The sequence below is a fragment of the Acinetobacter sp. 1130196 genome (assembly GCF_000588095.1).
Taxonomy (GTDB): domain Bacteria; phylum Pseudomonadota; class Gammaproteobacteria; order Pseudomonadales; family Moraxellaceae; genus Acinetobacter; species Acinetobacter nosocomialis.
Window position 1 is genome coordinate 1 of the sequence record NZ_JFWX01000066.1, and the last position, 14285, is coordinate 14285.

Below are 14285 nucleotides of genomic sequence, written 5' to 3' on the forward strand. Positions count from 1 at the left end.
CCAGATGAAGAAGCCTACACCTAAAATCTATCGTACAACCAATTGGTCCTCGTATAACCAAGCTTTAATCAAGCGAGGAAATATTTCAATCTGGTTTGATCCTAAGACGCAATGGTATGCACAACCACAAGGCAAGCAAGGACGAAATCAAACTTATTCCGATACAGCGATTCAATGCTGTTTAATGATCAAATCTCTATTCCGTCTTTCTTTACGTATGGTTACTGGCTTTGTTCAAAGCCTGATTAAACTCTGTGGCTTGAATTGGACAGCACCAGATTACTCCACCCTTTGTAGACGACAAAAGCATATTGATATTGCGATAAGCTATCAGAAAAGTCATGATGGGTTACACCTACTTGTCGACTCTACGGGTTTAAAGTTTTTAGGTGAAGGCGAATGGAAGCGTAAAAAACATCAGCCTGAATACCGTCGGCAATGGCGTAAACTGCATATTGGTATAGATGCTGAAACACTGCAAATACGTGCCGTTCAGCTTACTACAAATAATGTCAGTGATTCACAAGTACTAGGTGATTTACTGGATCAAATTCCACTAGATGAGCGAATAGATTCTGTCTATACCGATGGCGCGTACGACACGAAGTGCTGCAGAAAAGTGATTTCAGATCGTCAAGCACATGCAGTAATTCCACCCAGAAAGAATGCCAAGCCCTGGAAAGATTCTAAAATAAGTTCAATAGAACGAAATGAGTTACTTCAAACGGTTAAACATTTAGGCAGAACCCTATGGAAAAAATGGTCGGGTTATCACCGTCGTAGTTTGGTGGAAACCAAGATGCATTGCATCAAATTATTAGGTGATAGGCTGACGGCAAGACATTTTCAAAGTCAGGTCAATGAAATTCATGCGCGTGTGGCAGTTCTGAATAGATTTACGGAATTAGGTAGACCTCGCACCCAAGTTGTGTCTTAAATTTGAATGGATTGGGGAGAACTCAGCTTTTGAATGTTTATGCAACAAAGCCATTCAATATTGATAACTTATTTAACAAGAAATATTGGCGTGATGTAGGGGCATTTATGGGGGATGACTATCTGTTCTTAGGTAATCCTCGCACAGCTCAATTTTCTACAACTTTTAGCTTTTAAAAGTTACAGGACAAATAAAAAAGGAGCTTTAAAAGCTCCTTTTTTATTTTAAGAATTAAGCCGACATTTTTGGTTTAACCATATTATTAATCGACAAGATATCATCAAGCACTTGTGCTGATAATAAACCTTCATTCTGAACTAGAGCCAATACACTTTGCCCAGTTTCATTTGCTGTTTTAGCAATACGAGTTGTAGTTTCATAACCTAGGTATGGGTTAAGTGCAGTCACAATACCAATTGAGTTTTCAACTAAAGCTTTACAGTGCTCAGGGTTGGCCGTAATCGTATCAATACATTTACTTTGGAACATTGCCATTGCTTTACCAAGTAAGTCCATCGATTCAAATAGTTTGAATGCAATAAGTGGTTCCATTGCATTTAACTGTAATTGACCAGCTTCAGCAGCTAAAGTTACAGCCAAATCATTTGCAATAATCTGGAAGCAAGTAAGGTTCATTGCTTCTGGAATAACTGGGTTTACTTTACCCGGCATAATCGAGCTACCCGGTTGACGTGCTTCTAAGTTAATTTCATTAATGCCGGTGCGTGGACCACTTGAAAGTAAACGCAAGTCATTGGCAATTTTTGAAAGTTTAGTTGCAGTACGTTTTAATAAACCAGATAAAAGAACAAAGTCACCCATGTCTGAAGTTGCTTCGATTAGATCTGGAGCTGACTTAATTTTCTTACCAGAAATTTTTCCAAGTGCTTGAATCGCGAGTTCACGGTAACTATATTCAGTGGTAATTCCTGTACCAATCGCTGTACCGCCAAGGTTCATATAAGCTAAAACATTTGGAATAAGCGTATTAATTTGCTCAAGGTCTTTTTGTAGAGTTACCGCAAAAGCACCAAACTCTTGACCTAATGTCATAGGCACGGCATCTTGTAACTGAGTACGTCCCATTTTTAAAATGTGTGCAAACTCTTGAGACTTATTTAGGAAGCTAAGAATCAAATTGTTAAATGGAAGATTTAACTCATCTAGGCTAAGTAACAAACCTAAACGGATTGCAGTAGGGTATACGTCATTTGTTGACTGTGACATGTTAATGTCGTTATTTGGATGTAAGTACTGATATTGACCTTTAGAATGTCCCATATATTCTAAAGCAACGTTTGCCAATACTTCATTTGCATTCATATTGGTTGAAGTACCAGCACCGCCTTGCATCATGTCGATTGGGAACTGGTCATGGAAGTTTCCACGAATAAGCTGATTACAGCTATATTCGATCGCTTCAAATTTAGTTTGATCTAAGTTTTTAAGATTATAGTTTGCTTCAGCACAGGCAAGTTTAACCATAGCTAATGCTTTAATTAAGTTAGGGAAATTTCCAACTTTGCTATTTGTTAAGTTGAAATTTTCTAAAGCACGTAATGTTTGAACTCCGTAATAATGATCATTGTTGATTTCTCTATGACCAATAAGATCCTTCTCAATACGGGTAGTAATATCTGCGTTCATCATTAAACTTCGATTCATTAAAGATGATTCATCTTAGAATTCGAAATGCTTCACTTCTAATGCATTTATTAAAGTAATTATGCATTTTTTGCATATCAAAAACTGAATTACGATAAAATGAATATTGAATAGTTGATGAGCCTTGGAAGCTATATATCTTACAAAATTTAATATATTCAATTGCTTGTATAATTTCTTTAGAGTGAGTTGCTCAACAAGAATTAAGTAAATTAAAAAATTTGAAGCGAACTAAATAATGTTTTTTATTCAGGAACGTTATTAAATTATTTGAATTTTCATGTGAAAATTAATTTATATAAAGAAATAATGAGTTTTGTTTAATAAATTTTAATAAAATTGTGATGCATTTCACATAAAAATACTTATAATACAGAAAATTTTGATTTATTAAGTTTATGTTAAAAGTAATTGGTGCCTTACTAATATTGGGAAGTTTTACTTGCTATCTCCTTATAGGAAATGAAGAAAAAACTGAAACCAAAAGTTCACACATGCTTAAAGAAGCTGAGCAATCGATTAAGAATGCTGAGTTATCTATTCAAAAAGCAAAACAAAATATCCCTACTGCATCGTATAAGTAATTGAGGTAATGAAGATTATTGTCTATTAAATAATCTTTTGACTGAAATTTTATTAAGATGTCAGCGCTGTAAAGAGACAAATGCATGAGAATGAAGTTTATTGCATATGACCCTAACTCTGGTGAAAAACTAAGCTTGAAAGAGCATATTCATCACATGGATAAATACACAACTTATGTTTTTTTTAGTGATGAAAAAGACAATATGGTATTTAACCCACAGAAAAAACAGATATTTGAAATCAGCCAATATACCTCAAACATGATGGTTGAAATTTCAAGAAAGTTATACTACTTAATTGGTGAATATTAGTTCATTTTCTATAGATCATTATGTGGATGAATTATCGCTCTTACTGATGAATTAATGCACTCCCTGTCAGTCTATAGATACTTTAGTATAATAGTCGGGATTATCTTATTAATTTATACTTACCTTAAATATTGTATGAAATACAATTAATTATTAATACTGCTTAAATCCTGAAATGAGGTAAGGTAATCATTTACTTATCAATTATTACCTTACCAAATTATAGTAAGAGTAAATAATAATTCTCTTTTTTGATGATTAGATGAAGTGAGAAAGAGTCTAAAACTAGATTTTTAGATACTTTTTATAGTGGAATAGTGTATTAATTTAAGATTCTTAAAATTCAATCAATAACTTAGAGATTGGTTATTGAAACAGTTTACAGTCCGCATTCTTCCCCAAGGTGCGGACTTTTTTTATCATTAAAATGTACGAATAGAATTTCGTGCTTATTTCTAAAAGTTATCTTGTTAAGATCACTTATTTAATTTTATGATGGGTTTTTATCAATTGATTTAAATAATTTTTTTAGCTGAACTGTACTTATGTTCATCTCTTGTCTTGTGAAAACAAAACCTATTATTTTCTTATCTTCTTTTCTATGTCAAAATTATTAAATACTTAATTTTATAGATTGGCTTTGTCCTTTCACTTCTCGCATTTTTGCAGGTACTCCCTATGTTTTATCATTCTTTCTCATCCCTAAATTTATTTATGCTTCTTCCCAAAAATATCAATTAATAAAATTACAAATCTAAAAGGGAATAGATAAGATGAATTTAGAAGTCCGTTGGGTAGAGGATCTCCTCACATTAGAACGTGAACGTTCGATTTCGAAAGCAGCCGAGAAAAGATTTATTAGCCAGTCTGCATTTACTCGAAGAATTCAACAAATTGAAGAAATGATTGGTGCTGAAGTCATTATTAGGAACAACAAAAACAACATCGAATTTACAGATATTGGCCGAATTTTATTAGTGATGTCTAAGAATATTGAAAAACAGGTAGAGGAGACCGCAAAACTTATTAAAAATATTAAGAATGAGACTGAATCTACCATTCGTTTCTGTGTGGTTCACTCATTAGCTTCAGGTTTTTTAACAACATTTTTAAAGAAATTTCCTACTCTTATTCGTGATTTAAAAATTGAAATTGTCGCAACGAATAGTGGAGAAGGCCTATCTTTGTTAAAAGAAGGCGCCTGTGATTTCATGATTTGCTATGCAGATAAAAGCAATATTAGAAAAGTTGGAGATGATATTTTAAGTGGTATTAAAATTGCTGAAACGGTCATTGTACCGGTTTCTGCAACTGAACCCGACCATAGCCCAAAACATACAATACAAAGTAACTTTGCTCTACTAGCGTATAGTAAACACGCATACTTAAGAAAATTAGTGGACCAACTTATTGAAGGTAAGCTCGTATATAAAACGTTATATGAAACTGATAATGCCACCAATTTAAAAGAGCTGGTTTTACAAGGTCTAGGGGTTGCTTGGATTCCGAAAATTAATGTTGAAGAAGACCTTGCAGCTGGGAAATTGGTTATTTTAGATCAGCAAGAATATTGCCTTGCTCAAGATATTTATATTTTCAAAAATAATTTGAGTGATAATAAATCGGTACAACAAATATGGAATGGTTTTAAAGCCCAGCAAGAACTATAACGCATACTCATTCAAAGGGTGAAGTACACGATATTTATATATAAATTAAGCAAATAAGTAGATTATGCTTGGGTCTTTATGATGAAAGGCATGATAAAGCATTGCCCCTCGTCTGAATTCTTTGCTAATTTAGAGTAAAATTCAATAAGTCAAAAGTAGGGTAGAAGAATTTTTCTATCATTTATAACTGCTTTTGAACTTATTTCAATGGATTATTAAGTCCAAGCGGAGACAATTTTGTTTGATCTAGACAGTAGATTATTAAATATTTTTTATCATATTTATCGGTTCAAAAGTGTTTCAATGGCTGCAGATGCTATTGGTCTAACACAGCCGAGTGTAAGTAACGGTCTAAACAAAATTCGTCAACATTTTAATGATCCTTTGTTTATTCGAGTCGGCAATGAAATGATTCCGACCGAACTGGCAAAGCAGATTTTTCCTCTGATTAGTGAAGTTATTGATAAAGTTGAAAGTATTAATAACTTTAATGTGAACTTTGATCCATTGACATCAGACCAGCTGTTTACGATTGCAATGACTGATGTGTCACATTTGGTTTTACTGCCTCAGTTAACCAACTATTTAAAAGAAAAAGCACCTCTCATCCGTTTAAATATTAGACCTATTACGCCAGAAACCAGCTATCAAATGGCAAATGGTGAAATTGATTTGGCGATAGGTTTCTTACCACAATTAGAAGAAGGTTTTTATCAGCAGAAGTTTTTTCGTCAACACTATGTTGTGATTAGCTCAAAAAGCCATCCGCGTTTAGATCCAAATAATTTTACTTTAGAAGATTATATGCGCGAATATCATATCGATATTGATGCAGGTATCGGGCATTATCACATTAAAAATGAACTACAAAATAAAGGGTTGGATCGAAATATTTTAATTCGTTTACCAAGTTACTTAGGTGTAGGTCTAGTCGTTCAGGAAACAGATGCGATTGCCACTGTTCCATATTATTTAAGCCAAGTTTTATTGGTTAGAGAGAACTTACAAATTTTACCTGCACCGCTTGATTTTCCAACTTATGACGTTAAGCAACATTGGCATATGTCTTGTCACCATAAGAGTAGCCATAAATGGTTCCGTCAAACTTGTTATGAGCTATTTAAAACAGCTTAGGAATTTTACTTATAAAAAAGAAGATGTAAGAAAATCCTTACACCTTCTTATAATTTTGAATTAAATTTCAATCGCAACGGCCGTTGCTTCACCACCACCAATACATAGAGCCGCAACGCCTTTCTTTTTACCTAAGCGTTTTAGTGCATAAATAAGAGAAAGGATAATTCTTGAACCCGTAGCGCCAATTGGATGGCCTAATGCACATGCACCACCATGGATGTTCACTTTAGCTTCATCAATACCTAGTTCATGAATTGGTGCCATTGCCACCATTGCAAAAGCTTCATTAATTTCCCAAGCATCTACTTCATCAACAGACCAACCAGCACGCTCAAGTACTTTCTGAATTGCACTAATTGGAGCAATTGTGAATTCGCTTGGATGCTGAGAGTGCGTCGAAGTTGCCACAATTTTTGCTAAGGTATTTAACCCATGGCTTTGAGCATATTCTTCAGTGGTTAGTACTAATGCAGCAGCACCATCAGAAATCGAGCTTGAGTTAGCGGCTGTAATTGTACCGTCCTTGCTAAAAGCAGGGCGTAAAGTTGGAATTTTCTCAAGATTTGCTTTTAATGGTTGCTCATCTTGATCAACAACTTCAACACCTTTGCGGGTTTTTACTTCAACAGGAACAATCTCTTCTTTGAAATAACCTTCCGTAATCGCAGTTTGCGCTTTTTTAAGTGAAGAAATTGCAAAGTCATCCATTTGCTCACGGGTAAAGCCTTTGGTGTTTGCCATGTCTTGCGCAAAAGAACCCATTAAACGACCTGTTTCTGCATCTTCAAGGCCATCTAAAAACATATGGTCCTTAATTTCACCGTGTCCCATACGATAACCACCGCGAGCTTTAGGCAAAATATAAGGTGCATTTGTCATAGATTCCATGCCGCCAGCCACAATAATATTGGCACTGCCTGCTTTTAAGGTATCTGATGCCATTAACACCGCTTTCATTGCAGAGCCGCAAAGTTTATTAATGGTCACAGCTCCGACATGATCAGGCACACCAGCTTTACGCATGGCTTGACGAGCAGGACCTTGACCAATACCAGCACTAAGTACGCAACCGAAAATCACTTCATCTACTTGTTCAGGTTTAACACCTGCACGTTGGATCGATTCACGGATGACAGCAGCGCCAAGTTCTGGAGCAGTTAGAGAAGATAAACTACCCTGAAAACCACCCATTGCAGTACGGCTACCTGAAACTATAACAATTGAACTCATCTTAATATCTCTTATTGGTTTATTTGCTAAATTTGCCTTTAGCCTAAACTAAAGGCGCCACTAAATTAAAAAGTTGGAGGGGTATAGCTGAGCGTTCTACCAAAGAACCACAGCAAGAATAAAACTAAAGGAAAATGCACAACGAGCTGAGTCACTGTAAAACCAATCACATCTTTTGCTTTTAGTTTTAAAATGCCTAACATTGGAAGCATAAAAAATGGATTGATTAAGTTTGGTAAAGCTTCGGCTGCATTATAAATTTGTACAGACCAGCCCAAATGAACCTTTAAATCATTTGCTGCTTGCATAACATATGGGGCTTCAATAATCCATTTTCCACCACCTGACGGTACAAAGAATCCAAGTACCGCAGAGTAAACTCCCATTACAATCGCAAAGGTTTCTTTTGATGCGATTGAAACGAAAAACTCGGCAATATAATGTGACAGCGATAAGTCTTGGCTATTTAAAGCTTGGGTCATAATAAATGCAATACTTCCGTAAAGTGGAAACTGAATTAAAATTCCTGATACGGCTGGAACTGCTTTTGCGACAGCATTTAAGAAGTTTCGTGGTGTGCCATGTAAAGCTAAACCAAGCATTAAAAACACAAAGTTGTATGTATTTAAGCTTGAAATCGCAATAATTGGATTACTTTTTGAAAATTCAAAAAACATCCAGATTAAGCCTAAAGCCACCACAATAATCGTTAAAATAGGTGAGTTTTCTAACCAGTCGCCTGGGCGTGTCGATTTTTCCTCATGTGGTTTGTCTTCTTCAAACTGCACATCAAAACTATCAATTGTTTTAACATTATTACCTTTTGGAGCTGACCAGTAAGCAATTGCAATTGAAACAATCACCAAAATAATGGTCATAGCAATTGATTGCCAAAGGAAAATAGTTTCGGTAAATGGAATAACACCAGTCAGGTTATAAATTGACTCAGGTAAACTGGTTTTATTGGCTTGAAGCTGTGCTGCTGATGAACTAATTCCAAGCGCCCAAGTTGCTCCCATACCAATGATTGCGGCTGCCGCAGCAGCACGATAATCCATATTCAGCTCTTTACGTTTTGCTAATGCAATTACTAAAAGTGCAGTAAGAATTGTACTAACAGCCCAATTCACCAGAGAAATTAATAAGCTTACAGTTGCTACTAAAACAATAGCACCACGACCAGAATTTGGAATACGTGCCATTTTTTGGATCAGGAATTTTACGGGCTTAGATACAGAAACGACATAACCTACAATAATGAGCATCGTCATTTGCAGGGTAAAGGGAATAAGACTCCAGAAGCCATTACCAAATGAAGTGGCCACATCGTGGATTGGGGCGCCAATAGCTAAAGCAGCGACAGAGACAATAATGACGCCAAGCAGAGCAAAAATATATGAATCAGGAAACCATTTTTCAGACCATTCACTAATCCGAAGTGCAAATCTTTCAAAAATTCCTTGCTGTTTTTCCATAACTGAAAAATCCTTCTCGTTCTTATTTATAAACAGCACATCCGGTGCTTAAAAGGGTTAAGACCCAAGCTCACTTACTAACTTGAGTCTTGTACAGCTAACTAAATCTTAGAATTTACGCAACTAAGGTTTTATAAAACTCAACACCTGTAGCAGCTTGAATTTGTTCGAGCGTAACATCTTTAGCTAGTTCAATGAGCTCTACACCTTGTGGCGTAATATCCATTACACCTAAGTCTGTAATCACGCGATGAACAACACCTTTACCTGTTAAAGGCAAACTACAGCTTTTCACGATTTTTGGTGTACCGTCTTTTGCACAGTGTTCCATTAGAACCACAACTTTTTGGACACCAACAACCAAGTCCATTGCACCGCCCATACCTTTGACTTTCTTACCCGGAATCATCCAGTTCGCTAAGTCACCTTTTTCAGAAACTTCCATCGCACCTAAAATTGCAATGTTGACATGGCCACCACGAATCATGGCAAAAGATTCTGAGCTTGAGAAAAAGGCTGCACCAGGACGAGCAGTAACCGTCTGTTTCCCGGCATTAATTAAATCTGCATCAACAGTTTCTTCGGTTGGAAACTCACCAATACCTAATAAGCCATTTTCAGATTGAAGCCAAACATTAATATTTTCAGGAATATAATTGGCAACAAGAGTAGGTAAGCCAATACCTAAATTGACATAAAAACCATCTTCAAGTTCTTTTGCAGCACGTTGTGCCATTTCATTACGTGACCAAGCCATTTTATACTGCCTCCGTGCTTAAAGTTTTATGCTCAATACGTTTTTCAGGTGATGCATTTAATACGATGCGGTTTACATAGATACCTGGCAAGTGGATTTCATCTGGATCCAATTCACCAATTTCAACCACCTGTTCAACTTCCGCAATTGTAATTTTTCCAGCCATTGCACATTCAGGGTTAAAATTTTGAGCAGTTTTACGAAAAACTAAATTACCTGCCTTGTCTGCCTTATATGCTTTAACAAGAGCCACATCTGCTGTTAACGACTCTTCTAGAATGTAGTTCTTGCCATGAAAAGTACGTTCTTCTTTACCTTCGGCAATGAGTGTACCTACGCCAGTTTGTGTGTAAAATGCAGGAATTCCAGCGCCTCCTGCACGTAACTTTTCAGCTAAGGTACCTTGTGGAGTTAGTTCAACTTCTAGTTCACCATTTAAATACTGGCGCTCAAATTCTTTATTTTCACCAACATAAGAAGAGATCATTTTTTTGATCTGTTTGGTTTGAAGCAAAATACCTAAACCAAAATCATCTACACCTGCATTATTAGAAATACATGTGAGACCAGTCACGCCACTTTGCTTAACTGCAATAATCAGTTTTTCAGGAATTCCGCATAAACCAAAACCGCCTACAGCAAGTGTTTGATTATCTGCAATAACATCTTTCAGTGCTGCCTCTGCATTGGCATAAACTTTATTCATTCTGTTGTTTTCCTATATCCCTTAGTAATTTAGTTTTAGCATCACATTTTGCGTTATAGAAGTTAATTTTTTTAAAGGATTAATAAGTATAATCAATGAATGGTATCAAACTCTCAACAAAAAAAAAGTTTTACACTGAGCAAAAAATGTTAAAAACTGATTGCAATATACTGAAAAATATAATAATTAATAAATTTATTTTAAACGTGTGCTTAATTCATCTTAAAAGACAGTCTTTAATTTTTTAAAATTTATATTGAACCAGTGCTTCAATAAATTGAGCAGAAATATTTGAAATTTCAAAGTTCTTTTTATAAACAATTCCTACTGTTTTATGAATGGCTTCATCTTTTAAATCAATCAGTACGTTATGTTCCTTATCAACGTGTTTGGCAAAATGTCTTGGAATTGCACTTACTCCAATACCGTAAGCCACAAAACTTGAGAGTGATGAAATTTGATGACATTCCACTTTTAAATCGAGCGTTATATTATTTCGCAAACAATTTTGCTCCACTAAATATCGAACAATTGAAGGTTTCTGTAAGGTCACAAATGGGTTTGAACAAAGCTCATGCCATGTAATAGAAGATGATTGAGCAAGTGGATGAGTCTTTGGCAATAGAGCCAAGAAATCTTCTTCAAATAGGGGTTTAAACTCTAAACCTTCGGTGAGATCTGGTTCAAAACAAATACCAAGCTCAAAAATACCATCCTGAACTTTTTCTATAATGGTCTCATTTGGAATATCGTGAATTGAAAAATTAAGATTGGGGTGAAGTGCTAAAAACTGGTGAATTACTTCAGGCAAAATTGCGTGAGTCACAAAAGGCATAGATGCAATACTTAAAGTTCCCCGATTAAGCTTAAAGCGTTGTTTGACATCATTTTCCATTTCATCCCAATTGGCGAGTAATTTTTTTGCATACGGAATGAGGGATTTGCCTTCTTGGGTAAGCTCAACACGGCGTGTATTACGGTTAAACAGTTTACCGCCTAACTCTTCTTCTAAACTTTTGATGGTGAGACTTAAAGCTGATTGGCTTAAATGTAACTCTAAAGAAGCATTGGCATAGTTGAGTGTACGTGCAAGGGCTAAAAAAGCTTTTAGTTGTTTAAGCGTCATTTCTTTCCTTTAAATTACTCAACTTACCTAGAAGAGTAATTTATACGAAAATTTGCCTAAAATGATGTTTTTTGACAAAAAATTATGAAAAAGAATGATCAAATTCTTACTTAATATGGAATAAGCAATAACTATTAAAAATACTAGCTACTTTAGTAAGTCGTTCCAGCAAAATTCATCCTTATTATTTGCAAAATATATGAACATGCCAATTAGATGAAAAAATAAATAACACATCCAAATTTTTTGAGGGGCAACTTTCAAACCCTCTAATAATATAGTTATAGAATAGATAGTGATCATAAACGTAAAAAAGATAATATAGGTCGTACTTACTATCAATTTATGTTTTGGTGCTAATTGAGCAATTTTATATCCAATCAAAATTTGCATTCCCCAATTTATAATAAGTGTAATTATAGTCATAAGTAATTTTGGTGCATTTAAGCTTTCTAAGGAAACTTGTTCAATTAGGAAAATAGTTTGCCACAGTACAAACATCCCCAAAGGATACAATATAAATTTAATCCACATCATATTTTGTTTTCTTATCAATATCTTACTTCACTATTGTATTAAATAAATATTATTTTTTCAAAATTTATTTTCAAAAAATATCAACATATAAAGTCATTCTAATTTCAATTAATATATCTATGAATTTTTAAATTCTTTAAAATTTAATTTAAAAGATAAATAAATTATGTAAGGGTATAATTGATGAATAAAACTATTCTTGGCTTAATGGTAGTACCACTTGTATTGAGTGGATGTATAAAAAAAGCAGAGGAAAAACCAACAGAAAAAATGGAAAAAACCTCTACTATAAAAGCAACTGAACAGCCACCAAAAGAAGAAAATATAATTCCTGCTATGCTAGTACGTAATTTTCTTGTGAAGTTTCAACAACCCAAAATTTGTGCTCCAAATCCAGATGTTGATGGAATTGTATGTACCTCTAAAGAAGCGATTGCACTTAAAAGTAATATTGAATGGATTGATCAAGTAATCGATAAGGAAATCCGTAAAGATTATGCAGATGCTCTTATACCTCCTTCAGAAAAGCAAAAGCAACTAAATCAAACCCAAGCTGAAGGGTTTAATAACTGGTCACAGAATGTGGTTTATCGCTTTAATGGACAGTTTGGTCAATATGTGCAAATTTCGAAAGTAAGTTCAGAATATTCTGGCGGGGCTCATGGTATAGCAACTTTTGAAGATTATATTTTTGACTTAAAAAGTAAAAAACGCATTGAATTAAAAGATATTGTTATCAATGGAAAGATGAATGCGCTTAAAGAAGAATTGTGGAAACAATACGGATATTGGTGTCAAGAAAAAGATATGCAGCCTTATATTAGTAAAGAAGACTTTAAAGTAAGTGAAAATTTCTATATTAATCAATCAGGCGGGATTACATTTGATTTTCAGCTTTACGAATTGGCTCCATATGCCGCAGGTCCTGTGAGTTTAGAACTCTATGATACAGATCAACTGATAAAATCAGATTTTTTACCGCCAATGCCTACTTTAAAAACTGAACTGTAGAGATTCATAATAGTTTGTAAATTGATTAAACCACCTTCGGGTGGTTTTTATTATTCTTAACTGTTAAATTTAACTCATTATTAAAGTGGATAATATCATGAAAAAGATTATTTTTTTAGGATTAGTTTTGAGTTTAATTGGGTGTTCAACAAGTCCTGTTGTTTCAAATACAGCGAAACCAATACCTAATGAGAGAGTGTATAATCAGAATTATTTAAAGAAACACACTCCTGAACAAGCAAAAGTTACGTTCTTAAGAGATAAAGGTTTTTTGGGTTCTGGCTGTACTCATGATATTTATGTTAATAATGAAAAGGTATTTTCAATTCGCTCAAATGAAATAGCTACAATTTATCTTGAGCCTAAATATTATATTTTTAGATTAGAAACTGGTGCAGGGATGTGTCCTAATATTGCAACTTCTCAAGAAACAGAAGTCAAACCTGGGGCAGAGATCGAATATCGAATCTTACTTCCATCTGACTTTAACTTAAGACTAACTCGAATGAAATAAGAGATTAAAAATCTCTACGCCAATGAGTTAATTAAAGTTAATATTCATTAAGTTTTGATTAAACCCACTCATTATTAAGTGGGTTTTTTCTTAATTGAACTAAGAATCATTAACTGCTTTAAAATTATTATTACGGAATATTTTTGATGAAAATTCCTATAAATAAAATTTTCTTTATCGTCTGATTAAGCAGCTGTGTGCTGTAGGGACAATCAGTTAATGGTTTTTTAAGTCCAGAAGGAGCTCTCACTGGCTTAATGGTTACACCCTAATTACGTACGCTAAATTAATAATTTTACACTAGACAATGGGCAGAGTAAAACTTGAAGTGCGACATAAACCACCTAATTAATTTAAAGGGTTTATGGAGTATATAAAATTGTCATACCATCATCTTAACTTTGAAGATCGTACTGCATTAATGCTTGAGTCAAGAAAAGAAGGCTTTTCAGCCAGAAAATTTGCTGAACTCATTAAAAGACATCCTAGTACGATCTATCGTGAGCTTAAAAGAAATAGCATCAATGACGTTTATCAAGCTCGATATGCTTCTGATAACACCTTCGCTAGACGTAGACGTGGTCACAGAAAACTCAAAATCGATTCAATCCTCTGGAAATTTAT

General features: G+C 34.4%; 15 protein-coding genes and 1 pseudogene. 9 read left to right on the forward strand and 7 right to left on the reverse strand.

The features are described from left to right. The first annotated feature begins 4 nt into the window (after positions 1–4). Both J671_RS23290 and J671_RS25875 read left to right on the forward strand, forming a co-directional pair. Positions 5–937, forward strand: a complete 933-nt coding sequence (locus J671_RS23290; protein WP_004812228.1) for an IS5-like element ISAha3 family transposase — start codon at positions 5–7, stop codon at positions 935–937. Between the two features lie 50 nt (positions 938–987). Continuing rightward, positions 988–1113: pseudogene (locus J671_RS25875) on the forward strand (hypothetical protein); the annotation flags it as partial. Between the two features lie 55 nt (positions 1114–1168). Here the strand turns inward: J671_RS25875 and J671_RS23295 are convergent. Then, positions 1169–2587, reverse strand: a complete 1419-nt coding sequence (locus tag J671_RS23295) for an aspartate ammonia-lyase (RefSeq protein ID WP_004887303.1) — start codon at positions 2585–2587, stop codon at positions 1169–1171. 413 nt (positions 2588–3000) lie between these two features. Between J671_RS23295 and J671_RS23300 the strand changes: the two genes are divergently transcribed. The 4 genes from J671_RS23300 (at position 3001) to J671_RS23315 (ending at position 6302) form a co-directional block, all read left to right on the forward strand. Further along, positions 3001–3186 carry a hypothetical protein gene (locus J671_RS23300; protein ID WP_004708863.1) on the forward strand — a complete coding sequence of 62 codons (186 nt, stop codon included), beginning with the start codon at positions 3001–3003 and terminating at the stop codon, positions 3184–3186. 90 nt (positions 3187–3276) lie between these two features. Further along, complete coding sequence (locus J671_RS23305; RefSeq protein WP_000668585.1) at positions 3277–3498, forward strand: hypothetical protein; 222 nt, start codon at positions 3277–3279, stop codon at positions 3496–3498. Between the two features lie 773 nt (positions 3499–4271). Further along, on the forward strand, positions 4272–5168 hold the full coding sequence (locus J671_RS23310) for a LysR substrate-binding domain-containing protein (protein WP_002050172.1): 897 nt from the start codon (positions 4272–4274) through the stop codon (positions 5166–5168). 237 nt (positions 5169–5405) lie between these two features. After that, a complete protein-coding gene (locus J671_RS23315) occupies positions 5406–6302 on the forward strand; it encodes a LysR family transcriptional regulator (protein WP_004887299.1) in 897 nt (298 codons plus the stop codon). A 60-nt stretch (positions 6303–6362) separates the two neighbouring features. On the opposite strand, the gene J671_RS23320 is transcribed toward J671_RS23315, so the two are convergent. From J671_RS23320 to J671_RS26215, 6 genes are all read right to left on the reverse strand, one after another. Continuing rightward, positions 6363–7535 carry a thiolase family protein gene (locus J671_RS23320; protein WP_004887297.1) on the reverse strand — a complete coding sequence of 391 codons (1173 nt, stop codon included), beginning with the start codon at positions 7533–7535 and terminating at the stop codon, positions 6363–6365. Between the two features lie 65 nt (positions 7536–7600). Next, the gene (locus J671_RS23325) at positions 7601–9010 is read right to left on the reverse strand and encodes a short-chain fatty acid transporter (RefSeq protein WP_006580924.1); all 1410 of its coding nucleotides are present in this window, start codon (positions 9008–9010) and stop codon (positions 7601–7603) included. 115 nt (positions 9011–9125) lie between these two features. Next, the gene (locus tag J671_RS23330) at positions 9126–9767 is read right to left on the reverse strand and encodes a 3-oxoacid CoA-transferase subunit B (RefSeq protein WP_004887295.1); all 642 of its coding nucleotides are present in this window, start codon (positions 9765–9767) and stop codon (positions 9126–9128) included. Between the two features lies 1 nt (position 9768). Further along, positions 9769–10473: a CoA transferase subunit A gene (locus tag J671_RS23335; protein WP_004887294.1), complete on the reverse strand. Its 705-nt coding sequence runs from the start codon at positions 10471–10473 to the stop codon at positions 9769–9771. 244 nt (positions 10474–10717) lie between these two features. Continuing rightward, positions 10718–11599 carry a LysR family transcriptional regulator gene (locus J671_RS23340; RefSeq protein ID WP_004887293.1) on the reverse strand — a complete coding sequence of 294 codons (882 nt, stop codon included), beginning with the start codon at positions 11597–11599 and terminating at the stop codon, positions 10718–10720. 147 nt (positions 11600–11746) lie between these two features. Beyond that, the gene (locus tag J671_RS26215; protein WP_004887292.1) at positions 11747–12136 is read right to left on the reverse strand and encodes a hypothetical protein; all 390 of its coding nucleotides are present in this window, start codon (positions 12134–12136) and stop codon (positions 11747–11749) included. A gap of 183 nt (positions 12137–12319) precedes the next feature. On the opposite strand from J671_RS26215, the gene J671_RS23345 reads away from it, so the two are divergent. The 3 genes from J671_RS23345 to J671_RS25575 all read left to right on the forward strand — a co-directional run. Then, positions 12320–13147 carry an RsiV family protein gene (locus J671_RS23345; RefSeq protein ID WP_006580923.1) on the forward strand — a complete coding sequence of 276 codons (828 nt, stop codon included), beginning with the start codon at positions 12320–12322 and terminating at the stop codon, positions 13145–13147. 97 nt (positions 13148–13244) lie between these two features. Beyond that, positions 13245–13661: a hypothetical protein gene (locus tag J671_RS23350; RefSeq protein ID WP_002050243.1), complete on the forward strand. Its 417-nt coding sequence runs from the start codon at positions 13245–13247 to the stop codon at positions 13659–13661. A gap of 421 nt (positions 13662–14082) precedes the next feature. Then, a partial coding sequence (locus tag J671_RS25575) for a helix-turn-helix domain-containing protein (protein ID WP_240490960.1) occupies positions 14083–14285 on the forward strand: 203 nt, incomplete at its 3' end.